The organism is Gaiella sp. (genome assembly GCF_035710885.1).
Classification (GTDB): domain Bacteria; phylum Actinomycetota; class Thermoleophilia; order Gaiellales; family Gaiellaceae; genus Gaiella.
In genome coordinates, this window is the sequence record NZ_DASTCS010000054.1 from 14,640 (window position 1) to 37,717 (window position 23,078).

Sequence of the window (23,078 nt, forward strand, 5' to 3'; positions counted from 1 at the left end):
GTGTCGGCGCCTGTCGGCGGCAGGGCTACGATCGCTGCGTGACGGAGCCTGCGACGATCCGGATCCCCCGCTGGATCCAGCTCGTCGGCCTGCCAGTGCTGCTCCTCCTCGCGTTTCTTCTCGCGCGGACGCTCGGTCACGTCCTGTTCCTGTTCCTGACCGCCGCGGTGATCGCCTTCACGCTCAACCCGCTCGTCCGCGACCTCACGCGGTTGCGTCTCCCGCGCGGGCTCGCAGTGGCGGTCGTCTCGGTCGTCTTCGCCACGGCGTTCGTCGCCCTTCTCGTCGCGCTCGGCACCGTCGTGTTCTCCGAGACGCGCTCCGCCGCGGACCGGATCGACGTCTATCTCACCGAGGACAGCCCAGCCACCGGTCAGACCGGCGCGGAGGTCGACGTCGACCGGCTCCAGCGCTGGCTCGACGACCACGGCCTGGAAGGGATCAAGATCGAGGAGCAGCTCAACGACCTCACCGACTCGATCGGCGCCGGCGACATCTCCGGGTACGCCCAGGACGCGATCTCGTTCGCCCAGGACGCCGCGCTCTCGGTCATCCTCCTGCTCTTCTCGGTCGTGCTCGTCGTGGTGATCTCGATCTACATGCTCCTCGACATGCCGCGGCTCGAGTCGTCGATCGACCGCCGCTTCCCGCCGCACGGGGGCCTGCCGCTCACGCAACGGATCGAGCGGGCGCTCTGGGGCTACGTGAAGGGTCAGGCGATCCTCTCGGTCGTGATCGGCACGAGCGCGGGGGTCGGGATGTGGATCCTCGGCACGACCGGGCTCGTGGAGGGAGCCGAGCGGTACGCCCTCCTGTTCGGGCTCTGGACCGCGTTCATCGAGGTGATCCCGTACATCGGCCCGTGGCTCTCCGCGGTTCCGCCCGCGATCTACGCGCTCGTCGTCGACCCGGTCGGCTTCCTCTGGGTCGCGGCCCTGTTCGTCTTCATCTACCAGGTGGAGGGTCACGTCGTGGTGCCGAACGTCATGGCCAGCGCTCTCCGGCTCCACCCGTTGCTGGTGATCTTCGGGCTGCTCGCCGGCGGTGCGCTCTACGGCATTCCCGGCGTGCTCGTGTCGCTGCCGACGATGGCGGCGGGTCGCGCGATCTGGGAGTTCTTCGGTGAGCGCATCGACCTCGAGTCGTGGGAGGATGCGGCGGAGGGCCCGATTGCCGTCGACGTCGAGCTCGAGCCGCCGAGGCAGGCTTCGGGCTCGCCGTGAGGCCGGTGGTGCCAGGCACGAAGCCATGGCCAAACGGGACGTGTCTTCGTGCCTGGCACGATCGCTGACGTACGCTTCGCGCCGTGAGCTTTCCCACCACGCGCCTTCGCCGGCTGCGGCGCACCGACACGCTCCGCGCGCTGGTGCGCGAGACCTCGCTCTCGCTCGACGACGTCGTGATGCCGCTCTTCGCGTGCCCGGGCGAGGGGGTCGTGCGTCCCGTGGAGGGGCTTCCGGGAATCGCACAGCGGTCGGTCGACGAGCTCGTGCGCGAGGCCGGCGAGCTGGCCCGGGCCGGAGTGCTCGCCGTGCTGCTCTTCGGCATCCCCGAGGTCAAGGACGCCGACGGGTCCGGCGCGTGGGACGACGACGGGATCGTCCAGCGCGCCCTGCGTGCCCTGCGTGCGGAGGTTCCGGGGCTGACGCTGCTGACCGACGTGTGCCTCTGCGAGTACACGGAGCACGGCCACTGCGGCGTCCTCGAGGGGGACACGGTGGCGAACGACGAGACGCTGGAGCTCCTCGCCCGGACGGCCGTCAGCCACGTCGAGTCGGGCGCGGACGCTGTCTGCCCCAGCGATATGATGGACGGCCGCGTCGGCGCGATCCGCGCGGCCCTGCCCGAGACGCCGATCGTCTCGTACGCCGCCAAGTACGCCTCGGCGTTCTACGGCCCGTTCCGCGAGGTCGCCGAGTCGGCGCCCTCGTTCGGTGACCGGCGCGGCTACCAGATGGACCCGGCGAACCGCCGGGAGGCGCTCCGCGAGTGCACGCTCGACCTGGAGGAAGGCGCCGATGTCCTGATGGTCAAGCCGGCGCTGCCGTACCTCGACGTGATCCGCGCAGTGCGCGAGCGGTTCGACTGCCCGGTATGGGCCTACCAGGTGTCGGGCGAGTACGCGATGGTGCGCGCCGCCGCCGACGCCGGCCACCTCGAGGAGCGCCGAGCCGCGCTCGAGGCGCTGACCGCGATCAAGCGCGCGGGCGCCGGGACGATCGTCACGTACTGGGCGAAGGACCTCGGTTCGTGGCTCTGACCCAGCGCACCGACCTCTGGCGGCGCGCGACCGGCCTGCTTCCGGGCGGCGTCGACTCGCCGGTGCGCGCGATGCGAGGCGTCGGGCTTGCGGAGCCGGTCTTCATGCGTCGCGGAGAGGGCGCCTACATCGAGGACGTCGAGGGCAACCGCTACGTGGACTGGGTGCAGTCGTGGGGCCCACTGCTGTTCGGGCACGCGGACCCCGAGACGCTCGCCGTCGTCCACGAGGCCGCCGACCGTGGCACCACGTTCGGCGCGCCCACCGAGGCGGAGGTGGAGCTCGCGGCGGAGATCGTCGACGCCGTCCCCTCCATCGAGATGGTGAGGCTCGTCAGCTCCGGCACGGAGGCCTCGATGAGCGCGCTCCGGCTGGCCCGAGCGGCGGTGCGGCGCGACCGCGTGATCAAGTTCGCCGGCTGCTACCACGGCCACGTGGACGCGCTTCTCGCCGCCGCAGGGTCGGGGATGATGACTCTCGGCATTCCTTCCACGCCGGGCGTCACGACCGGGGTCACCGCCGACACGATCGTGTGCGAGTTCAACGACGTGGACGGCGTGGCCGCCGCCTGCGAGCGCCACGGCGAGGGCCTCGCGGCCATCCTGGTCGAGCCCGTCGCCGGCAACATGGGCTGTGTCCCGCCGGCACCCGGGTTCCTGGAGGCGCTCCGCTCCCTCGCGGATGCCACCGGGGCCCTGCTCGTCTTCGACGAGGTGATGACCGGCTTCCGGGTCGCGCGCGGAGGCGCGCAGGAGCGGTACGGCGTCACGCCCGATCTCACGATCCTGGGGAAGATCGTCGGCGGCGGGCTTCCCGCCGCGGCCTTCGGCGGTCGCGCCGAGGTGATGGAGCGGCTCGCCCCTGTCGGCGACGTCTACCAGGCGGGCACGCTGTCGGGAAACCCGCTCGCAACGGCAGCCGGTATCTCGGTCCTGCGCCGTCTCCGCGACGGTCGTGTCTACGAAGAGATCGAACGCATCGGTGCCCGGCTGGAGGAAGGCCTCGCTCCGTTCGGCGCGGTGCAGCGCGTCGGCGGGATGCTGACGCTCTTCTGCGCGGCGGGCCCTGTCCGGAGCTACGCCGATGCGGCAGCCTGCGACACAGAGCGCTTCGGCGCGCTCTTCCGCCATCTCCTCGCGTCGGGGGTCTACCTGCCCCCGTCGCAGTTCGAATGCCTGTTCCCGTCGCTCGCCCACTCGGACGAGGACGTCGACCGGACGGTCGAGGCGGTCCGGGACTTCAGCTCCCGTTCGTAGCGGGCCCGCTCGGCCGGGCCCCGGAGCTCGACCGCCTTCCGCCCGCCTCCAGGCCTCTCAACTCGTACGCTTGGCATGAATGCGCTCCGCCGTCGCCGACGAGCTGTTCCACACGATCGCTGAGGGGGCGACCCGCGAGAGCCCGTTGTGGGCAGCCGCGCTGCTCCCCCCGGCGAGGCGCGAGGCCGAGCCCGTGTTCTCCACGCTCGTTGCAGACGCCGGGTTCGCGCTCGGCGTCGAGACGATCTACGAGGGGTACCTCCTGCACTACGGCCGCCCCCGGCTCTTCGCCCCGCCCGACGACGACGTCACGCTGCTGCTCGGCGACGCACTCCTCGCCCACGGGCTCGTCCGGATCGCCGCCACCGGGTCGGTCGCAGCCGTCGGCGACCTCGCCGAGCTGCTCTCGCTCTGCGCCCAGGCCAGGGCCGACGGGCTCGACGGCGACGGCGCCGCCTGGGCCGCGACGTCGGCTCTGCTCGGTCAGGGGGGGCTCGACGAGGCGCGCGCGAGCCTGCGCGAGCGCCGCGATGCGGGCCCTCTCGAGCAGGTCGCACGGCGCGCGGCGGGGCACGGGCTGGTCGACGAGGCCCTCGCGGCGCACGTCGCGCGGCTCGTATAGCATCGCCTCGATGCTGGCCGCGCTCTGGTTCGTGGCGGACGCCGCCGAGGAGGGACGGAACGTCGTCCTCTCGATGCTGGTCGTCGGGCTCGTGTTCCTCGCGGCGATCGGGCTCGGCGAGCTGACGCACTACCTCGGCGCGAAGCGCCGGCGTGCGAAGCTCCAGCGGCCGCTCTAAGGGGGCTGGGCGCGTGGTCCGGCCACGCTCCCTCGCTCGCGCCCTCAGGCGACGCGTGACCGGACCGCGACCGCCGTCCGGCGCCGTGCCGCTCCGGCCGCTGAAGCCGCCGCGGGTCGACGAGGTGAACCACCCCGAGGCTCTTGCCCTACGGCCGTACTGTGTGGGAAGGGGCGTGGACGTCGGTTGCGGTCACCGCAAGGTGGCGCCGCACTGCATCGGCGTCGACATCCTGGCCTCGGGGGACGAGGGTGAGTACGGAGTGGTTCGTGGGCAGGTCTCCGTTGCGGATATCCAGGCATCCGGTGATGACCTGCACATGTTCGCGGACGGCGAGCTCGATTACGTCGTGTCACGACACAACCTCGAGCACTACATCGATGTCGTGAAGACGCTGAAGGAGTGGGCGCGTGTCACGCGTCCCGGGGGGGTCGTCGCGATGATCGTGCCCGACGAGCGAGCGGGCGACACGATCTTCCTGGATCCCACCCACAAGCATGTCTTCACGCCGGAGAGTCTCGAGCGGCTCGTGGGCGTCGTCGGCGGCCTCCGCGTTGTCAAGTCGGAGGTCGTGACGCCGGAGTGGTCGTTCCTCACGGTCGCACAGAAGGTGGCGCCGGAGCCCGAGGGACTCTCCTAGCCCACGCGAACAGCGCCGTGACGGGCTCGACGGTGAGGCCGCTGCTCTCGCCCCTAGACTGCCGTCGATGACGAGGCCCGCCGCTGACCTGCGCGAGTGGATCTCGCTCCTCGAGCGCGAGGGCGAGCTCGCCCGCGTGAAGGCCGAGGTCGACCCCGACCTCGAGATCACCGAGATCACGGACCGGGTCGTCAAGTCGGGCGGGCCGGCACTCCTGTTCGAGAGCGTCAAGGGCTCCAGGGTGCCGCTCCTGATCAACCAGTTCGGCTCCGAGCGGAGAATGTGCCTCGCCTTCGGCGTCGAGCGGCTCGACGACGTGGCCGGGAAGCTCGAGGCGGTGCTCGAGCTGACACCACCCCAGGGGCTGATGGACAAGGTTCGCAAGCTCGGGACGCTCAAGTCGATCGCGGACTCCGCGCCGAAGTCGGTATCGAAGGGCGCCTGCCAGGAGATCGTCCTGCTCGGCGACGACGTCGACCTCGACGCGCTGCCGATCATGCGCTGCTGGCCGCTCGACCCCGCGCCGTTCATCACCCTCCCGGCCGTGATCACCCAGGACCGCCAGACCGGCGTGCGCAACGTGGGCATGTACCGCATGCAGAAGGTGGATCGGCGGTCGACCTTCATGCACTGGCAGATCCACAAGGACGGCCGCGCCGACCTGCTCGCGTCACCCGACGGCAGGATCCCGGTCGCGGTGGCCCTCGGCCTCGATCCGGTCACGGCGTACTCGGCGAGCGCGCCCCTCCCGAAGCACGTCGGGGAGCTGATGGTCGCCGGCTTCCTCAAGGGCTCCGCCGTGGAGCTCGTCAGGTGCAAGACCGTCGACCTCGAGGTGCCGGCGAACGCGGAGATCGTCCTCGAGGGATGGGTCGACGTGGCCGACAGCGGGGTCGAGGGGCCGTTCGGCGACCACACCGGCTTCTACACGCCGCCGGAGGAGTTCCCGCTCTTCCGGATCTCGGCGATCACGATGCGCCGCGACGCGATCTACCCCTCGATCGTCGTCGGCAAGCCGCCCGCCGAGGACGAATGGCTGGCGAAGGCGACCGAGCGGATCTTCCTTCCCGCGATCCGGATGAGCGTCCCCGAGATCGTCGACTACGACCTGCCGACCGCCGGGGCGTTCCACAACTGCGTGATCGTCTCCATCCGGAAGCGCTTTCCCGGGCACGCGCGCAAGGTGATGCATGCGGTCTGGGGGCTCGGCCTGCTCTCGCTCTCCAAGGCGGTGGTGGTCGTCGACGAGCACGTCGACGTCCACGACTACGAGGAGGTTTTCTTCCGCGTCTGCGCCAACGTCGACCCCAAGCGCGACGTCGTCCTGGCCGACGGCCCGATCGACCAGCTCGACCACGCCGCGGTGCTGCCGTCCTTCGGCGGGAAGATCGGCTTCGACGCCACGGCGAAGGGCCCGGACGAGGGCGCGCGGGAGTGGCCGCCCGAGATCGAGATGACGGCGGAGGTGCGCGCGCGCGTCGACGCCCGCTGGGGCGAGCTCGGGTTGCCCGAGCATCCCGACCGCGGAACCGTGCAGAATGGGCGCCGGATCGGATGGGGAAGGCGCAGGTCGACGCAGTCGGTCGAGCGTTGACACGCAGCAGGGCAGGGCGGTTGAATCAAGGACCGGAGCACGGGACGCACGGAGCCACCGAGTGAGCGAAGAAGAGCGCGACACCCAGCACCTCCCGGCCCCCAGCCTCTGGCCGATCGGGTTCGCGATCGGCGTCGCGTGCATCCTCGTCGGTCTCGTCGTCAGCGTGCCCGCGCTGATCGTCGGGGCGGTGATCGCGCTGATCTTCGGCTTCCTCTGGGTGCGAGACCTGTTCACCGAGCACCCGGTGACCTCCGCGGCCGCCGGCGTGCCCGACGTGGCGCCGGCAGCCACCGAGGGGGACCTCGGGACGAACGTCGACCGCGCGACCTTCCTCTCCCTCTCGACCGTCGGCATCGGCGCGCTGATCGGCGCCGGCGTGACGCTGCCCGTGCTCGGCTTCGGGGTGCTGCCCTCCTTCATGGGCGAAGGGGTCGAGACGAGCGACGTCGACCTGGGGCCGATCTCGAACTTCCCGGAGGGCGAGTTCGTGATCGCGACGTACCTCGAGAACCCCGACCAGGGAGAGGTCTCGCGCCGGACCGCCTTCATCCGCAACAACGGGCGCACCGAGGACGGGACGCCGAGCTTCACGACGATCTTCAGCCGCTGCGTCCACCTCGGCTGCCCGGTGCAACCGAACGGCCCGATCGACGAGGAGGCGACGAAGGAGGTGAACGGGGTCGAGCTCCGACCCGTCCTCGCGGCGAGCTTCGGCTGCCCGTGCCACGGCGGGCTCTACGACTCCGAAGGGAACCGCAGTGCCGGCCCGCCGGTCCGCTCGCTCGACCGGTTCGAGTTCTCGATCAGGAACGGCAACCTGGTCCTCGGACGCGTCTTCAGCGTCGGCAACGTCGAGGGGACCGGCGCGAACGCGCGGATCACGAAGTACTACCGGGCCTACCCGGGCGTCCACGTCGACGGGATCGAGAAGTGGCTCTACCCGATCCCGACTCCGGGATCGACGGGGTGATGCGGTAGTGGCGAAGACCGAGCGCCGCCGCCAGCTCGAGGCCGTCGCCCTGTACCCGCTCGACTGGGTCGAGGAGCGCTCGGGCCTCGTCGGGTACACGAAGTGGTTCCTGTTCCGGAAGGTGCCGCACGACATCAGCTGGGCGCAGACGCTCGGCGCCGCCTCGCTGACGGCGTTCATCGTCCAGTTGCTGACCGGCGTGTTCCTGGCGATGTACTACAAGCCCGATCCGAACTCGGCCTACGCCTCGGTGCAGAACATCACCGAGGAGGTCACGCTCGGTTGGCTCGTGCGCGGGATGCACAAGTGGGGCGCGAGCGTCTTCATCATCCTGCTGTTCTTCCACATGGCCCGCACCTTCCTGTTCGGCGCCTACAAGTACCCGCGCGAGCTGAACTGGGTGATCGGCGTGCTGATCCTCGTGCTGGGCATGCTCGAGGGCTTCACCGGCTACCTCTTGCCGTGGGACAACACGGCGTACTGGGCGACGGTGGTCGGGATCAACCTGAACGCGACGGCCCCGTTCGCCGGGCCGTTCCTGGCGCAATTCCTCCAGGGCGGGCTCAGCATCGGGCCGGACACGCTCGCGAAGTTCTACGCGCTCCACATGCTCCTCGTCCCCGGCGCGCTCCTGGCGCTGATCGGTCTCCACCTGTACCTCGTCGTGCGGCTGGGCGTGACGTCGCCGCCGTGGTCTGCGACGGCCGCCGGCCGGGAGCGGCCCGAGGTGAGCGGCCCGCGCTCTGGCCTCATCCGCGACCCGGAGCCTGCTTCGGAGGGGGGTGAGTCGTAGCGATGGGAACCCCGCTCAAGGACCGCAACCGGGCCGAGCACAAGCGCTACAAGGAGGACGTCGAGCGCGAGGGGAAGAGCTTCTTCCCGTACGCGGTCCTCCACGACTCGGTCATCTCGCTCCTCGTCGTGGCCGTGATCATCGCGCTGGCCTGCATCTGGTACTACACGGCGGACGGCACGGACGCCGGGATCCTCGGGCCGTGGTACACGGACGAGGCGGACCCGGGCACGATCGAGTTCGTCCCGCGCCCGGACTGGTTCTTCTACTTCCTCTTCTATCTCCTGCGGATCTTCAAGTGGCCGGAGTCCGTGGTGCTCGGCACCGTGGGCATCCCGACGATCCTGCTGATCCTGCTGATCGCGCTGCCGTTCTACGACCGCCGCCCCGAGCGGCGCCTCAGCCGCCGCCCCGTGGCGCTCGTCGCCGCGATCCTCGTGGTGATCTCGATGGGCGTGCTGACCTGGAAGGGCGCGACCGCGAAGGAGGCGCTCGGCTCGGAGCTGATCGCGGCCGGCACGATCGACGAGTGGGCCGAGAGGCAGGGTTTCACGGGCAACGAGGCCGCGATGGCCGGAGCCACCCTGTTCGCCCAGTCCGGCTGCCTCAACTGCCACACGTACCTGGGAGAGGGCAACGGGAACCTCGGTGCGCCCGACCTGAGCGAGACGGGAGCCTCCGACCGCGGGATCGAGTTCTTCAAGTCGTACGTCTCGAACCCGGCGCAGTACGGGAACAACGTGATGATCTCGTACGCCTACCTCGGCGACGAGAACCTGACGAACCTCGCGACCTTCCTCGACGCCTCCAGGGGCGGCGAGTAGCCGCTCGCTCGCGCATTCCGCGCAGCGGAAAGCGCGTACGCTCACGGCGTGAGGGTCTTCCTCGGGATCACCGGTGCGTCCGGGGCGCCCTACGCGAAGGGCATCCTCGACGGGCTCGTCGGCTCCGGCGCCGAGGTGGGGATCTGCGCGTCCTCCGCGGGGATCGAGGTGGTGGCGACCGAGCTCTACGGGGATGCCGCGCTGCCGCGCGAGGAGGTGCTCTCGCGGTTCGTCGGCTCCGCGGGCGAGGCGGTGACGGTGTACGACGTGCAGGACTGGAAGAGCCCCTACGCGAGCGGCTCGGCGAGGGTCGACGCGTACGTCGTGTGCCCCTGCTCGATGTCGACGGTCGGAACGCTTGCCTCGGGGGCCATGACGAACCTCATCCACCGTGCAGCCTCGGTGGCGCTGAAGGAGCGCCGCAAGCTCGTCCTCGTCCCTCGCGAGACACCTCTCTCGTCGATCCACCTCCGCGGCCTCGCGACGCTCGACGAGGCGGGCGCCGTGATCCTCTTCGCCGCGCCCGGCTTCTACCACGGCGCGACGTCCCTCCAGGACCTCGTCGACTTCGTGGTCGCGCGCTGCCTCGACCAGCTCGGGATCGACACGTCGCTCGTCCGGCGGTGGGGCGAGTGAGGGTTTGTGACACAGTGTCACAAGGACCGGTCCACGGGGTGGGAGGCGCTGAGTGACGCACGAGTCGGGGACGCTGCAGCCGGACGCCGTTCGCGGCATGTTCGACCGGATCGCGCCCGTCTACGACCTGATGAACCGGGTCATGACCGCGGGCCTCGACCGCTCGTGGCGTCGACTGACGGTCGAGGCGATCGTCCAGCCCGGAGACCGTGTGCTCGACGCATGCTGCGGCACCGGCGACCTCGCCGTCGCCGCCGAGCGCGAGGGCGGCATCGTCACGGGGCTCGACTTCTCGACGGCGATGCTGGAGCGCGCGCGGCGGAAGTCGGACACCGTCGACTGGGTCGAGGGCGACCTGCTGGCGCTGCCGTTCGAGGACGGCTCGTTCGACGCAGCCACCGTCGGCTTCGGCGTTCGCAACGTCGGGAGCCTCGAGGCCGGGCTACGCGAGCTCCGACGAGTGCTCCGGCCCGGGGGTCGGCTCGCGATCCTCGAGATCACGCGTCCGCGGGGGTTCCTGCGGCCCTTCTTCTCCCTCTGGTTCGACCGCGTCGTCCCGCTGCTCGGCAAGGTGCTGCCCGGCGGGAAGGCGTACACCTACCTGCCCGCGAGCGTGCGGCGGTTTCCCGGTGCGGAGGATCTCGTGACGCTTCTCCGGGAGGAGGGCTTCGAGCAGGTGCGGTTCCGCCTGCTCGGCGGGTCGATCGTCGCGCTGCACGTCGGGGTGCGCACGTGAGCGCGCTCGCCACGGTGCGGGCCGCCGAGGGCCTCTCCGACTACCTCGAGGCGGTCGAGGAGCGGCTCGGGGCGGTGGTTCGCGCCCACCCGGGCGTCGTGGCCTCCGTGAGCTCGGACGCGCTCGCGGCCGGCGGCAAGCGGCTCCGGCCCACCCTGACCTTCCTCTCGTCGGCGGGAGGAGAGCCACCCGTCGTCGAGGGAGCGGCGGTCGAGCTCGTGCACATGGCGACGCTCGTCCACGACGACATCGTCGACGGCGCGCATCTGCGACGTGGCCGCGCAGCCGCGTGGACCGCGCACGGCGCAGAGGCGGCGAAGGCTGCAGGGGATCACCTCTTCGCCGCGGCGTTCGCGACGCTCGCCGCGGCGGGGTCGCACGAGCGGGTCTCGGTCCTGGCCGACGCCTCGCTCGAGCTCGCGCGAGGCGAGGCGCTCCAGCGTCTCCAGCGACACGACCCCGACACCAGCGTCGAGGCCTACCTCGAGCGGTGCACGCTCAAGACGGGCTCGCTGTTCGCGGCCGCGTGCGTGCTCGGCGGCGGCCGTCCCGAGTTCGGCCGTCTGCTCGGGGTCGCCTTCCAGATCGTCGACGACGTCCTCGACTGCTCGGGGGAGACGGTCGAGACGGGGAAGATCCCGGGCACGGACCTGCGCGACGGGACGCCGACGCTCCCGCTCCTCCTCGCGGCGCGCGAGGACGACACGGTGCGGCGCGCTCTCGCGGGAGGGTCGCTCGAGGGCGCGCTCGTCAGGGTGGCCGCCACGGGCGCTCTCGAGCGCTCCCGGGAGATGGCCCTCGACTACGCTAGGCGGGCGCGGGAGAGCCTGAACGGGACCGTTCGCCGGGAGGAGCTCGAAGCGCTCGCCGACGCAGTCGTCGACCGGAATCGCTGACCATGGCACTTCTCGAACAGGCATCCACGCTCGGCCCGCTGCGGGAGAAGATCGAGGCGGGAGAGCGCCTCGACCTCGAGGACGGGCTCGCGATCCTCGAGTCCGACGACCTGCTCTCGCTGGGCGAGCTCGCCGACCTCGCGCGCCGCGTGCGCGGCGGGACCGACGAGGTCTACTTCGTCCAGAACCTCTACCTGAACCAGACGAACGTCTGCCGGGTGAAGTGCAAGTTCTGCGCGTTCGCGGCGACGCGCAAGCAGGAGCACGCCTACACGATCACACCGGAGGAGCTCGTCCGCGACGCGGTCGAGCAGTGCGCCGCTACCGGCTTCACCGAGATCCACATGGTCAACGGCGAGAACCCGCACATCGGGTTCGACTTCTACGTGGACACGATCCGCTCGCTCGCGCAGGCGCTCCCCGACGTGCACCTCAAGTGCTACACGGCCTCCGAGATCCACCACATGACGACGCTGTCCGGGCTCACGCACGAAGAGGTGCTGCGTGAGCTCAAGGACGCCGGGCTCGGCTCCCTCCCGGGTGGCGGCGCGGAGATCTTCGCCGACCGCGTCCGGGCCCTGATCGCGCCGGGCAAGGAACATCCAGAGATCTGGTTCCACGTGCACGACACGGCCCACCGCATGGGGATCCCGACCCACTGCACGATGCTCTACGGGCACGTCGAGACGTACGAGGAGCGGGTCGACCACATCCTCCGGCTCCGCGAGCAGCAGGACCGCACGGGGGGCTTCCTCGCCTTCATCCCGCTGGCCTTCCATCCCGAGAACACCGTGTTCGAGCGGCGCGGCTGGCGTCACACGACCGGTGCCGACGACCTGAAGATGCTGGCCTTCTCGCGCCTGATGCTCGACAACGTGCCGAACATCAAGGCGTACTGGATCATGATGGGGATGCCGATGGCGCAGGTCGCGCTGCACTTCGGCGCGAACGACGTTCAGGGCACGGTCATGCGGGAGACGATCTTCCATGCCGCGGGTGCGCGCACGGGCACCGAGCAGCAGATCGGAGAGCTCGTCCGGTTCGTCCGCGAGGCAGGCCGGATCCCCGTCCAGCGGGACACGCTCTACAACGAGCTCCGCCGATGGTGAGCCTCACGCAGGCCATCCCGGCGCTTCCCGTCCGGGACGCCGCCGCCGCCGTCGCCTTCTACCGCGACAGGCTCGGCTTCGAGGTGCTCCACCACGACGGCGGCTTCGCGGTGCTGTGCCGCGACGAGGCCGTGCTGCACCTCTGGGAGTCTGGCGACGAGACCTGGCGCGAGCGTGCCGATTTCACGGAGAAGCCCGTCTGCACGGGAGCGGAGTCGTTCATCGCCGGGACCGCAAGCTGCCGGATCATGGCCGCGGGCGTCGACGAGCTCTACGACGAGCTCCGCGCCCAGGACGTGCTGCACCCGGTGTCGCGCGACGGGGTCGAGGACACCGACTTCGGGACGCGCGAGTTCGCGACCCTCGACCTCGACGGCAACCTCGTGACGTTCTTCCGGTGGGTGTCGTGATCAGGCTCGGGCGGATCTCGTACGTCAACATGGCACCGGTCTTCCACCGGCTCATGCACGAGGTGGAGGAGATCAGCGGTGTCCCGACGGAGCTGAACAGGATGCTCCTGGCCGGGGAGATCGACATCGCGCCGATCTCGTCGATCGAGTACGCCCGCAACGCGACCCGGCTGCGGCTGCTCCCGAGACTCTGCGTCTCGTCGGAGGGTGCGGTCGACTCGATCCAGCTCGTGACGCGGATGCCGCTCGGGCGGGTGCGCTCGGTCGCGGTGACGCCCGAGAGCGCCACCTCCGTCGTCCTCACGCGAGTGCTGATCCCCCGGGCCGAGCTCCTTCCGCTCGAGGCCGCGGCGGACGCCGACGCCAAGCTGCTGATCGGCGACGCGGCGCTGAAGAGCGCGTTCGAGGACCCGACTCCGCACTACGACCTCGGCCGGCTCTGGCTCGAGCGGACAGGGCTGCCGATGGTGTTCGCGGTATGGGCCGCCCCCGAGCCGGTCGTCGACGGCCTGCTCCAGCTCCAGGAGGCCCTCGTCGCATCCGTGCGCCTCGCGCGCTCCGAGCCCGAGCGCCTCGCCTACGAGGCGAGCGAGCGCTACGGCTATCCCCCCGGCTTCCTCGCCCGGTACTTCGAGAAGCTGCGCTACAGCTTCGGCCCACGGGAGCGCGCGGGCTTCTACACCTTCCTCGAGATGGCCCGCGACGTCGGCGAGCTCGCCCAGGTTCCCGAGCTGCGATTCCTCCAGGACGAGGAAGTACCGGTCGCATGACTACGGTCGCCGGCCCACCGACCGTGGCCGAGGCGCTCGCGAAGGCGCTCGACGGAGAGCGCATCTCGGACGACGATGCGATCGCGCTCCTCCGCTCGCGCGACCTGGTCTCGGTCGGACGTGTCGCGAACGAGGTCCGGAACCGCAAGAACGACCCGTCGCGGATCACGTTCATCGTCGACCGGAACCTGAACTACACGAACGTCTGCGTGACCGACTGCGACTTCTGCGCCTTCTACCGGTCACCGGGAGACACGCGCGAGGCCTACGTCCTGCCGAAGCCCGTCATCTTCAGGAAGATCGAGGAGACGCTCGCGATCGGCGGGACCGGGCTCCTGATGCAGGGTGGCCACCACCCGGATCTCGCAATCGACTACTACGAGGATCTGTTCCGCTCGATCAAGGCGCGCTACCCGATCCACCTGCACGCCCTCTCGCCGCCGGAGGTGCAGCACATCGCGCGTCGCTCGAAGCTGACGATCCCGGAGACGCTCTCACGGCTGCGGGACGCGGGGCTGGACTCGCTGCCGGGCGGCGGGGGCGAGATCCTCGTCGATCGCGTGCGACACATCATCGCGCCGAAGAAGACGACCTCGGACGAGTGGCTGGGCGTGATGCGCGACGCGCACCGGCTCGGGATGTCGACGACCGCGACGATGATGTACGGCCATGTCGAGACGCTCGAGGAGCGCGTCGAGCACATGCGAAGGGTCCGCGAGCTGCAGGACGAGACCGGCGGCTTCCGGGCGTTCATCTCGTGGACGTTCCAGGACGACGGCAACCGTCTCGGCCCCCTCGTCCCGCGCGAGACGATGCCGACGAGCTTCGACTACCTGCTCACCCAGGCCGTCTCGAGGATCTACCTCGACAACATGCCGCACATCCAGTCGTCCTGGGTGACCCAGGGGATGAAGATCGGCCAGGTCGCCCTCGGGTTCGGCGCCGACGACATGGGGTCGGTGATGATGGAGGAGAACGTGGTCTCCGCCGCGGGCACGACGCACCGCACGTCGATCGACGAGCTCGTCCACCTCATCCGGGCGCTCGGGAAGACCCCGGTGCAGCGCGACACCCTCTACCGCGAGGTCAGGGTCTTCTAGCGCGGATACCGCGAGGTCGGGGGCTTCTCGACCAGCTCGCCCGGCGCGGCAGCGCCGCGTGGCTCGCTCGAGACGCGCAGGAGGCGGAAGGCGACGAGGGCGAGCCAGAGAAACCAGACGACGCTCGCCGCCCGGGCAGACGCGCCGCTCCCCACGGTGCTGAGCACGGCGCCGGCGGCGATCACGGCCGGCGTCGTGAGGAGCGTCGGGAGCCAGATGCGCCGCCACTCGGGGAGGCGTCGAAACGCGAGCGCGAGCACCAGGGGCGTGAGGATGAGCGCCGTGGAGGTGAACCCGCCTTCGATCCTGTGCGCCGTGGAGTGCCACGACGTGTTCTCGCACGCGCCGTCGATGCCCTGACAGTCGAGTCGAAAGAGCCCGTCGAGGAAGAGCCCCACGCCGACCACGAGCAGCCCGAGGACGCCCAGTCGCGACAGGAGCCCCTCCCCGAGGGCGCCCCAGATCCCGAGGGCGAGGACGACGACGAGCAGGCCCGTGAGGTTCGCGGCGACCTGGTTGTAGAGCCAGGGGCTCGAGGCCGTCAGCGCACCGAGGTCGCTGATGTCGTCGTTCGCCGGGCTGAACGCGTCGGGTTGGGCAACGTCGCCGAGGAGGACGCCGCCCACGAACGTCACCGACGCGGCGAGGCCACAGATCGCGGAGGCGCGCCACGGCACCGCGCGAGTGTGTCAGAGCAGTGGGCCGACAAGCCCGGCTGGGGTTCGTACGGAATCCGTGAGGATCTCGCGGGGCGGCTGGGGGCTGCACTACCCTCGGGCCGGGTCGATGCGCCGCCTGCTCGCCACCGCCGCCGTGCTCTCGCTCGCCGTCGTCCTCGGCGCGCCCGCCGGGGCGGCTCCCCGCGTCCTGTGGCCCGGAGTCACCTATGAGCTCGGAGTGCAGTTCACTCCACGCGGGCCTGTTGCGATCCACGTTCTCCGCGGCCCACGCCCGGGCGGCCTCACCACGCTCGAACCGGTGCTGTCGAACGACACGGTCGTCGAGCGCGAGACGCTGACGTCGATGCAACGCCGCCTCGCGAGTCAGGCGACCGCGGCGGGCGTCAACGGCGACTACTTCACCTTCGCGACCGGCCGTCCCTCGGGCGTCCTGATGCGCGAGGGTGGGCTCGTCACGCCTCCGAACGCCGAACGAGCGAGTGCCGGGATCACGACCGACGGCCGACTTGAAGTCCGGCGGGCGTCGTTCGTGGGCAGCTGGCGCGGCCTCGGCGGGAACCGCGTGGTGAGGAGCCTGAACGCCCCGCCGACAGCCGACGGCTCGGCCCTCTACACCGATCGGTACGGGCCCGCCACACCGCCGCTTCCCGGGAGCGTCGCCCTCGTCCTCTTCCCCTTCCCGGCCCCGACGCCGGAGGTCGACCTCGTCGCCCCCGCTGTCGAGCTGCGCGCCGGGGGCGGCGCCGTGCCGATACCCGCGGGCGGGGCCGTTCTGCTCGCGCGCGGGCAGTCCGCGGCTGCCCTGACGGCGGAGACCGCGGTCGGGGCGACGGTGACCGTGCGGCTCTCGCTGCGTCCGACCTGGCCCGGGGTGCTGTCCGCGTTCGGCGGTGGCCCCCAGCTCGTGCGGGACGGCGTCCCGCTCTACCGCTCGGGAGAGAAGTTCACGACGCGCCAGCTCGGGCCGCGCGCGCCCCGCAGCGCCGTCGGACAGCTTGCCGACGGACGGGTCGTGCTCGTCGCCGTCGACGGCCGCCAGCCCGGCTACAGCGTCGGGCTGACGAGCTTCGAGCTGGCGCAGGCGCTCGTGCGCCTCGGCGCGGTCACGGGCATCGGGCTCGACAGCGGCGGCTCGACGACGATGGCATTCGACGGGAGACTTCTGAACCGCCCTTCCGACGGTCGCGAGCGGTCGATCTCGACCGGTGTCATGCTCCTGTACCGCGGTGTGTTCGCGCCGGAGCCCCCAGCGCTCGTCTCACCGAACGGCGACGGCGTCGCGGAGTCGCCGGGGCTCGGCTACCGGATCGTGCGCCCCTCCTCGGTCACGATCACCATGCGCGCACCGGGCAGCGCTGCGCCGTTGACGTCGACGGCATCGCAGCTGCCGGGTACCTATCCGGTCCCCTTCCCTCCCACGGGAGGCGCCCCGGGACCCGGCAAGTGGAGCCTCGAGGTGAGCGCAGTCGACGACGTCGGCCAGGCGTCTGCGATCACGAGGACGTTCGTCGTCGACGACACGCTGGGCTTCCTCCGCGTGCCGCGTCTCCGCGCGGTGCCGCCGCAAGGCCGCGAGATCTCGCTCACGTGGCGTCTGTCCCGTGCTGCGCGCGCCTCCGTGACGGTGCTCGACGAGACCGGCAAGCTGGTGCGTCGCCTGCTCGGCGGTGCGCGGCTCCCGGCGGGCGAGCAGCGAGTCGTCTGGGACGGGCTCGGCGCGAATCGCCGCCGTCTCGCGGGCCGGTACACGGTCCGGGTCGTCGTGGCGAGCGAGGTCGCTCGGTCGGAGCTGACCGCGCCGATCGTGTTGCGTCGAGCGGCTGAACCGGGCAAGCGCTAGCACGCCGGGCCCACGGCTAGCCTTCCGCGATGCTCGTCGCCAACGTCCTCAGCGACTTCCTCCACGAGATCACCGATGTCGTCACCGACGCGATCGGGAACTACGGCCTCTATGCGGTGTTCGGGCTGATGCTGATCGACGCGGTGCTCCCCGCCGCCAGCGAGGTCGTGATGGTCTACGCCGGGGCAGTCGCCGCGGGCGCTTTCGCCGACCAGTCGGTGACGCTGTTCGGCTACGAGTTCGAGAGCGGCTTCCCGGCCTACGTGGCGATGGCGACCGCCGGCACGATCGGGTACCTCGTCGGCTCGATCGGAGGCTGGGCGCTGGGCGACTACCTCGGCCGCCCGTGGCTCGAACGTCACGGCCGCTGGCTGCACCTGAGCACGGAGAAGCTCGATCGTGCCGAGCGCTGGTTCGACCGCTGGGAGGAATGGGCGGTGTTCATCGGACGGATCACTCCCGTCGCGAGGTCGTTCATCTCCATCCCGGCAGGTGTCTTCCGTGCCCGTTTCGGTCCCTACGTGTGGCTGACGTTGCTCGGGTCGGCGATCTGGTGCTTCGCCTTCGCCGGGGCGGGGTGGGCCGCCGGGGCGAACTGGGAGCACTTCCACGACGCGTTCCGGTACGTGGACTACCTGATCCTCGCCGCCGTGGTCGCGGCCGGCGGGTGGCTCGCCTGGCGCTACGTGAGGCGTCGCAGGCAGCCGGCCGACGAGCCTGCCTAGGACACGTCGGCCCGGCGTCGAATTCCCTGCTCAGGAGCCGCTCCGACCGGGGATGGCCCGGAACGGAGGCGGGTACACTCGTGCGGTCGTGATCCCCCTCGTCGACGTCAAGGCCCAGTACGAGCCGTTCATCCCGGAGCTCAAGGAGCGGTTCGCGGAGGTGCTCGAGTCCGGGCGCTTCATCTTCGGGCCGGAGGTCGAGGCGTTCGAGCGCGAGGCGGCCGCCTATCTCGGCGTGCCGCAAGCGATCGGCGTGGCGAACGGGACCGACGCGCTCGTGCTGGCTCTCGAGGCGATGGGAGTGAGGCGGGGCGACGAGGTGATCTGCCCCGCGTTCACGTTCTACGCGACGGCCGAGGCCATCGCACGGGCGGGCGCAACCCCGGTCTTCGCCGACATCGACCCCGTCACGCTCAACCTCGACCCGGTCGCCGTCGCGGCGTCGATCACGGAGCGGACGAGGGCGGTCGTCCCGGTCCACCTCTTCGGCCGGCCGGCCCCGCTCACGGAGCTCGCCGCGCTCGGAGTGCCGCTGCTCGAGGATGCCGCGCAGGCGTTCGGCGCCCGCGGGATCGCGACCACGGGCGTCTGCTCGACGTTCAGCTTCTTCCCGACGAAGAACCTCTTCGCGCTGGGGGACGGCGGGCTCGTCGCGTGCACCGAGGACGCGATCGCCGACATCGTCCGCAAGCTCCGCTTCCACGGCTCCCGGGACAAGCAGACCTTCGAGCTCATCGGGACGAACTCGCGGCTCGACGCGATCCAGGCCGCTGCGCTGCGCGTCCTGCTGCCGCACCTCGCGGGCTGGAACCGGGCGCGGCGGGAGGCGGCCGGGCGCTATGCGGAGCTCGGGCTGGGCGAAGCCGTCGAGCTCCCCACGGACGACGGCGCCCACGTCTACCACATGTACGTCGTCCGGACCCCGGAGCGGGAGCGGATCGCCGAGGCTCTGGACGAAGTCGGAATCGCATCGGCCTCGTACTACGTCACGCCTCTCCATCTCCAGCCGGCCATGGCCTACCTCGGCTATCGCCCGGGCTCTCTTCCCGAGACGGAGCGGGCCGCGGCGGAGAACCTCGCGCTGCCGATGTGGGGCGGGATCGGCCTCGACCAGCAGGAGCGGGTGGTCGCCACGGTCAGGTCGGCCGTCGGCGTCGCCGTGTAGGGGGCGAGGGCCCTGCGCAGCCCCGTCAGCCGTCATTCCGTCTGGCAGGTCGGAGTCGACGCGCTGCTCGTGGCGGGTGCCTGGTGGCTCGCCTGGAACCTGCGCTTCGACCAGGTCCGCCCCGTCTACTACGACCGCTATCTCGAGTGGCCGATCGTCCTGCTCGTCGTCGGCATCAAGCTGCCGGTGTTCGGGCTGTGCGGCTTCTACAACCGCTGGTGGCGCTACGTGTCGACGCGGGACATGTGGGGCGCCTTCCGCGGAGTCGTGCTCGCGTCCGTCGCCCTGTTCCTCGTCTTCACACTCTTCGACATCCATCGGGCAGCAGTGCCGCGCGGCGTCTGGTTCATCGACCTCCTGCTCTGCCTGGCGTTCGTCGCGGGCGCCCGCTTGCTGGCGCGGACGATCATCGAGCGCCCGATGCCGGGGCGGATCGTGGCCAGGGGCAAGGAGGCCGTCATCGTCGGCGCCGGAGACGCGGGTCAGCTCGTGGTCAAGGAGATGCAGCGGACGCCGGGGCTCGGCTACACACCGATCGGGCTGCTGGACGACGATCCCCGAAAGCGCAACCTGCGTCTCCACGGGGTTCGCGTGCTCGGCACGACGGACGACCTCGCGCACGTCATCCGCGACCGGCGTCCGGACGAGGTGCTGATCGCGATCCCGTCCGCCTCGGGCGAGCTCCGGGCGCGGATCGTCGACACCGCTCGCACGCTCGAGGTGCCCGTCAAGACGCTGCCGAGCCTCTCGGATCTCGTCTCGGGCGACGTCGACCTCGCCCGGCAGCTACGGCCCGTCGAGGTCGAGGACGTCCTCGGCCGGGAGCCGGTCGAGGTCGACTTCGGCTCCATCTCGGACTACCTCACGGGCGAGGTCGTGCTCGTCACGGGGGCCGGCGGCTCGATCGGCTCAGAGCTCTGCCGCCAGATCTCCCGCGTCTCCCCTGCAAAGCTCGTGCTCCTCGACAACGCCGAGCCGGCGCTGTTCGAGATCGAGCGGGAGCTCGTCCGCGAGCGCGGCTTCCGCGCCGCCGCCGCGGTCGTGGGCGACGTCCGCGACCAGGTCAAGCTGCGGCAGGTGTTCGACAAGTACCGGCCGGGCGTCGTGTTCCACGCCGCCGCGTACAAGCACGTGGCGATGATGGAGGCGAACCCCCTCGAGGCGGTGCGCAACAACACGCTGGGGACACGCGTCGTCGCGGACGTCGCGGCCGAGCACGGGACGAAGCGGTTCGTGCTCGTCTCCACGGACAAGGCTGCCAACCCGAAGACGGTGATGGGGCAGTCCAAGGCCCTCGCAGAGTGGATCGTCGAGACCTGGGGCCACCGTGCCAACGTCACGACACGGTTCGTGGCGGTCCGCTTCGGGAACGTGCTCGGATCCTCGGGCTCGGTGGTGCCGATCTTCCGGCGCCAGATCGCCCGCGGCGGGCCGGTCACCGTCACGCACCCCGAGATGACCCGGTTCTTCATGACGATCCCCGAGGCGGTGCAGCTCGTCGTCCAGGCCGGCGCGATCGGCGGCCGGGGGCAGGTGTACGTCCTCGACATGGGTGAGCCCGTCCGGATCGTCGACCTCGCCGACAAGATGATCCGCCTCTCGGGCAAGGAGCCGGGACGCGAGATCGCGATCGAGTTCATCGGCCCCGCGCCCGGGGAGAAGCTCCACGAGGAGCTGGTCGGCGACGGCGAGACCGTATCGCCGAGCCGACACCCGAAGATCGACCTGATCACACGTTCGCCGGTCGACTCCGAGTGGCTGGAGGCCGAGCTCGGCCTGCTCGAGCGGCTCGTCGAGGAGGGGGAGACGCTCGAGCTCGTGGGCGCGCTCCGCCGGCTCGTGAACGAGCCGAGGCGCGAGGGCGCCGTCACGGTCGAGCCGAGGCCGGTCTCATAGGCCCCACCACCCCCGTGTTCGTCGTGGGCGACGTCCACGGCCATCGCGACGTGCTCGTGGAGCTCCTCCGCTCGGCGGGCCTCGTCGACGGCGACGAGCGCTGGAGCGGCGCCGACGCGCAGTTGTGGCTGGTGGGCGACCTCGTCGACCGGGGCCCGGACGGGATCGGGGCGGTCGACCTCGTCAGGCGCCTCGAGGACGAGAGCGGCGGCGCGGTCCGCTGCCTCCTTGGGAACCACGAGGCGCTGCTGCTCGCCGTGCACCGCTTCGGCGCCGAGAGCACCAGTGTCCCGGGCGAGTCGTTCCACGACCTCTGGAAGCTCAACGGCGGCGTCGACTCCGACCTCAGCGCGCTGACGCCCGACCACGTGGAGTGGATCGCGGCGCTGCCACCGATCGCACGCGCCGGAGACTGGCTCCTCGTGCACGCGGACACGCCCGCCTACCTCGCGCTGGGTGAGTCGCCGGACGCGGTGGTCGGGGCCGTGGGGTCGATCCTGTCCGACGGCGATGTCGACGCGGTGGACGACCTCCTGGCCATCGTCTCGGATCGGATGCGGCTCACCGACCCTGCGACCGTCGATGCCTTGCTCGACGCGTTCGGCGGGACGAGGCTCGTCCACGGCCACACGCCGATCGCCTCCGTCCGAGGCGTCGACCCGCGCACGGTCACCGCCCCGCTCGTCTACGGCGAGGGCAGGGTCATGAACGTGGACCACTGCCTGTTCGCCGGCGGCCCGGGCTTCGTCACGCGCCTGGAGAGCGGGTCGGAGCAGGAGACCTGAGCCGCTCTGCGTGTCGATCGGGCGCCCGGGACGACCACGGGGGCCGCCCCCTGAGCGGGCCGCGCCAGAGCCGACCCGTCGTCGCGTGGGGCGAGGTGTCGCTCGCGAAATGCGGGTCGCGCCGCCGGGATACTGGGCTATCCCTCCAGGGCGGTCAGCAAGCAGTCGAGGAGCCCGTCGGGCGCACGTGTCGGTAGCGGCGTCCCACGCTCCTTCCGGACGAGGACGAGTGCGTCGGCGGCGGTCAGCGACCGCAGCCGGCCCTCCCGCAGAAGCTGGTCGTCGACCGCCCCGAGCCTGCCCGTGAACGTCGTGTAGACCGGGGTGCCGAGCGCGACCGCCTCCCGGTTCATCGTCCCCCCGGCCGAGACGACGAGATCGGCCAGGGCGACCAGGCTGAGAGCGTCGACCGCGTGGTCCGGGACGACGAGCGAGGGCAGCCCTCGACTCGCGATCGCCCCGCGCTGTTCCGCCGTCCTTGGCAGGACGACCGCCTGGACCGCGGGGTCGCGCCCCAGCCGCTCGAGCACGTCGACGAACAGCGGGTTTGCGTGGCGATGGTAGAGCGAGACCTCGGGCGGCGTCCGCACGACCACGAGAACGCGGGAAGGGTCGACACCGAGACCCGCGGGCACCGTCGGGTCGGGCGTGAAGCCGTGGAGGTAGTACTCCTCCTTCAGGCCCGGGTACCGGCGCACCTTGCGCGCACGTGCCCCGATCGGATCGAGCCGCTCCTGAGGGATCCCCTCCGGGACGACGACGCGGGTCGCCGCGCGGCAGCCGAGCCCGTGCTGGGCCAGCGCGAACTCGTAGTCGAACGCGTACGACGACGGGATGCCCAGTGATCGCGCGACCAGCGGCAGCTCGTGAGAGGCGTGTGAGAGCGCCACGTCGAACGCTTGGTCACGCGCGAAGCCACGCAGCGCGCGCAGGCGCGAGGCCATCGCGCGCACCTTTCCGGCGCGTGAGGCACCACCGTGCGGTGGGCCGACGACCGTGTGCACGAGCCCCGAGGCCTCGAGCAGCTCGACGGTCTGGGCGAAGTCCCGGGCGCTGATCGTCACCTCGTGGCCGCGGGCGGTGAGCAGGCCGACGAGCGGCCGGAACAGCACGACGTGAGGCGAGTTGGTGACGTCGATCCAGATGCGCATCACGTCTCCTCGGCGGCGCCTCGGCGGTCGTCGACGTCG

The 23,078-nt window shown here is 71.0% G+C and carries 24 protein-coding genes; 22 read left to right on the forward strand and 2 right to left on the reverse strand.

Going from position 1 to position 23,078, the window contains the following annotated elements:
• Positions 1-38 precede the first annotated feature (38 nt).
• The 17 genes from VFO26_RS13220 (at position 39) to mqnC (ending at position 14,797) form a co-directional block, all read left to right on the forward strand.
• A complete protein-coding gene (locus VFO26_RS13220) occupies positions 39-1,223 on the forward strand; it encodes an AI-2E family transporter (RefSeq protein ID WP_325115488.1) in 1,185 nt (394 codons plus the stop codon).
• A gap of 83 nt (positions 1,224-1,306) precedes the next feature.
• Positions 1,307-2,260 (forward strand): porphobilinogen synthase, encoded by a 954-nt coding sequence (gene hemB / locus VFO26_RS13225; protein ID WP_325115489.1) that lies wholly within the window; start codon positions 1,307-1,309, stop codon positions 2,258-2,260.
• Positions 2,251-3,516, forward strand: coding sequence for a glutamate-1-semialdehyde 2,1-aminomutase (gene hemL, locus VFO26_RS13230; protein ID WP_325115490.1), 1,266 nt, complete (start codon positions 2,251-2,253; stop codon positions 3,514-3,516). The genes hemB and hemL overlap by 10 nt, the downstream gene beginning before the upstream one ends.
• Before the next feature lie 79 nt (positions 3,517-3,595).
• Positions 3,596-4,138 (forward strand): hypothetical protein, encoded by a 543-nt coding sequence (locus tag VFO26_RS13235; RefSeq protein ID WP_325115491.1) that lies wholly within the window; start codon positions 3,596-3,598, stop codon positions 4,136-4,138.
• A gap of 10 nt (positions 4,139-4,148) precedes the next feature.
• Positions 4,149-4,316, forward strand: a complete 168-nt coding sequence (locus tag VFO26_RS13240; RefSeq protein ID WP_325115492.1) for a hypothetical protein — start codon at positions 4,149-4,151, stop codon at positions 4,314-4,316.
• A 55-nt stretch (positions 4,317-4,371) separates the two neighbouring features.
• The gene (locus VFO26_RS13245) at positions 4,372-4,956 is read left to right on the forward strand and encodes a class I SAM-dependent methyltransferase (RefSeq protein ID WP_325115493.1); all 585 of its coding nucleotides are present in this window, start codon (positions 4,372-4,374) and stop codon (positions 4,954-4,956) included.
• Between the two features lie 67 nt (positions 4,957-5,023).
• Positions 5,024-6,550: a menaquinone biosynthesis decarboxylase gene (locus VFO26_RS13250; protein ID WP_325115494.1), complete on the forward strand. Its 1,527-nt coding sequence runs from the start codon at positions 5,024-5,026 to the stop codon at positions 6,548-6,550.
• Between the two features lie 61 nt (positions 6,551-6,611).
• The gene (locus VFO26_RS13255; RefSeq protein WP_325115495.1) at positions 6,612-7,523 is read left to right on the forward strand and encodes a hypothetical protein; all 912 of its coding nucleotides are present in this window, start codon (positions 6,612-6,614) and stop codon (positions 7,521-7,523) included.
• 7 nt (positions 7,524-7,530) lie between these two features.
• Positions 7,531-8,316 (forward strand): cytochrome b, encoded by a 786-nt coding sequence (locus VFO26_RS13260; protein WP_325115496.1) that lies wholly within the window; start codon positions 7,531-7,533, stop codon positions 8,314-8,316.
• A gap of 2 nt (positions 8,317-8,318) precedes the next feature.
• Entirely contained in the window at positions 8,319-9,140 is an 822-nt protein-coding gene (locus VFO26_RS13265; protein ID WP_325115497.1) for a c-type cytochrome, read from the forward strand.
• Between the two features lie 48 nt (positions 9,141-9,188).
• Entirely contained in the window at positions 9,189-9,776 is a 588-nt protein-coding gene (locus VFO26_RS13270) for a UbiX family flavin prenyltransferase (RefSeq protein ID WP_325115498.1), read from the forward strand.
• A 52-nt stretch (positions 9,777-9,828) separates the two neighbouring features.
• The gene (ubiE, locus tag VFO26_RS13275) at positions 9,829-10,512 is read left to right on the forward strand and encodes a bifunctional demethylmenaquinone methyltransferase/2-methoxy-6-polyprenyl-1,4-benzoquinol methylase UbiE (RefSeq protein WP_325115500.1); all 684 of its coding nucleotides are present in this window, start codon (positions 9,829-9,831) and stop codon (positions 10,510-10,512) included.
• A complete protein-coding gene (locus VFO26_RS13280) occupies positions 10,509-11,408 on the forward strand; it encodes a polyprenyl synthetase family protein (RefSeq protein WP_325115501.1) in 900 nt (299 codons plus the stop codon). The genes ubiE and VFO26_RS13280 overlap by 4 nt, the downstream gene beginning before the upstream one ends.
• A 2-nt stretch (positions 11,409-11,410) precedes the next feature.
• Positions 11,411-12,517, forward strand: a complete 1,107-nt coding sequence (gene mqnE / locus VFO26_RS13285; protein WP_325115502.1) for an aminofutalosine synthase MqnE — start codon at positions 11,411-11,413, stop codon at positions 12,515-12,517.
• Entirely contained in the window at positions 12,514-12,927 is a 414-nt protein-coding gene (locus VFO26_RS13290; RefSeq protein ID WP_325115593.1) for a VOC family protein, read from the forward strand. The genes mqnE and VFO26_RS13290 overlap by 4 nt, the downstream gene beginning before the upstream one ends.
• Positions 12,915-13,697 carry a menaquinone biosynthesis protein gene (locus VFO26_RS13295; protein WP_325115503.1) on the forward strand — a complete coding sequence of 261 codons (783 nt, stop codon included), beginning with the start codon at positions 12,915-12,917 and terminating at the stop codon, positions 13,695-13,697. The genes VFO26_RS13290 and VFO26_RS13295 overlap by 13 nt, the downstream gene beginning before the upstream one ends.
• On the forward strand, positions 13,694-14,797 hold the full coding sequence (gene mqnC, locus VFO26_RS13300) for a cyclic dehypoxanthinyl futalosine synthase (protein WP_325115504.1): 1,104 nt from the start codon (positions 13,694-13,696) through the stop codon (positions 14,795-14,797). The genes VFO26_RS13295 and mqnC overlap by 4 nt, the downstream gene beginning before the upstream one ends.
• Here the strand turns inward: mqnC and VFO26_RS13305 are convergent.
• Complete coding sequence (locus VFO26_RS13305; protein WP_325115505.1) at positions 14,794-15,474, reverse strand: DUF998 domain-containing protein; 681 nt, start codon at positions 15,472-15,474, stop codon at positions 14,794-14,796. The genes mqnC and VFO26_RS13305 overlap by 4 nt on opposite strands.
• A 109-nt stretch (positions 15,475-15,583) precedes the next feature.
• On the opposite strand from VFO26_RS13305, the gene VFO26_RS13310 reads away from it, so the two are divergent.
• The 5 genes from VFO26_RS13310 to VFO26_RS13330 all read left to right on the forward strand — a co-directional run bounded on the left by VFO26_RS13310 (position 15,584) and on the right by VFO26_RS13330 (position 21,888).
• A complete protein-coding gene (locus tag VFO26_RS13310) occupies positions 15,584-17,317 on the forward strand; it encodes a phosphodiester glycosidase family protein (RefSeq protein WP_325115506.1) in 1,734 nt (577 codons plus the stop codon).
• A 29-nt stretch (positions 17,318-17,346) separates the two neighbouring features.
• Positions 17,347-18,042, forward strand: coding sequence for a DedA family protein (locus VFO26_RS13315; protein WP_325115507.1), 696 nt, complete (start codon positions 17,347-17,349; stop codon positions 18,040-18,042).
• An 88-nt stretch (positions 18,043-18,130) separates the two neighbouring features.
• On the forward strand, positions 18,131-19,207 hold the full coding sequence (locus VFO26_RS13320) for a DegT/DnrJ/EryC1/StrS family aminotransferase (protein ID WP_325115508.1): 1,077 nt from the start codon (positions 18,131-18,133) through the stop codon (positions 19,205-19,207).
• 69 nt (positions 19,208-19,276) lie between these two features.
• Positions 19,277-21,103 (forward strand): nucleoside-diphosphate sugar epimerase/dehydratase, encoded by a 1,827-nt coding sequence (locus tag VFO26_RS13325; protein ID WP_325115509.1) that lies wholly within the window; start codon positions 19,277-19,279, stop codon positions 21,101-21,103.
• A 14-nt stretch (positions 21,104-21,117) separates the two neighbouring features.
• Positions 21,118-21,888, forward strand: coding sequence for a metallophosphoesterase (locus VFO26_RS13330; protein WP_325115510.1), 771 nt, complete (start codon positions 21,118-21,120; stop codon positions 21,886-21,888).
• 137 nt (positions 21,889-22,025) lie between these two features.
• Here VFO26_RS13330 and VFO26_RS13335 read toward each other — a convergent pair whose 3' ends face one another.
• Positions 22,026-23,039: a DUF354 domain-containing protein gene (locus VFO26_RS13335; protein ID WP_325115511.1), complete on the reverse strand. Its 1,014-nt coding sequence runs from the start codon at positions 23,037-23,039 to the stop codon at positions 22,026-22,028.
• Positions 23,040-23,078: the final 39 nt, after the last annotated feature.

Coding starts and splice junctions, on each gene's coding strand:
- VFO26_RS13335 (WP_325115511.1), bottom strand. CDS start 23,039: ATGCGCATCTGGATCGACGTCACCAACTCGCCTCACGTCGTGCTGTTC.
- VFO26_RS13240 (WP_325115492.1), top strand. CDS start 4,149: ATGCTGGCCGCGCTCTGGTTCGTGGCGGACGCCGCCGAGGAGGGACGG.
- mqnC (WP_325115504.1), top strand. CDS start 13,694: ATGACTACGGTCGCCGGCCCACCGACCGTGGCCGAGGCGCTCGCGAAG.
- mqnE (WP_325115502.1), top strand. CDS start 11,411: ATGGCACTTCTCGAACAGGCATCCACGCTCGGCCCGCTGCGGGAGAAG.
- VFO26_RS13315 (WP_325115507.1), top strand. CDS start 17,347: ATGCTCGTCGCCAACGTCCTCAGCGACTTCCTCCACGAGATCACCGAT.
- VFO26_RS13250 (WP_325115494.1), top strand. CDS start 5,024: ATGACGAGGCCCGCCGCTGACCTGCGCGAGTGGATCTCGCTCCTCGAG.
- VFO26_RS13310 (WP_325115506.1), top strand. CDS start 15,584: ATGCGCCGCCTGCTCGCCACCGCCGCCGTGCTCTCGCTCGCCGTCGTC.
- VFO26_RS13265 (WP_325115497.1), top strand. CDS start 8,319: ATGGGAACCCCGCTCAAGGACCGCAACCGGGCCGAGCACAAGCGCTAC.
- VFO26_RS13235 (WP_325115491.1), top strand. CDS start 3,596: ATGCGCTCCGCCGTCGCCGACGAGCTGTTCCACACGATCGCTGAGGGG.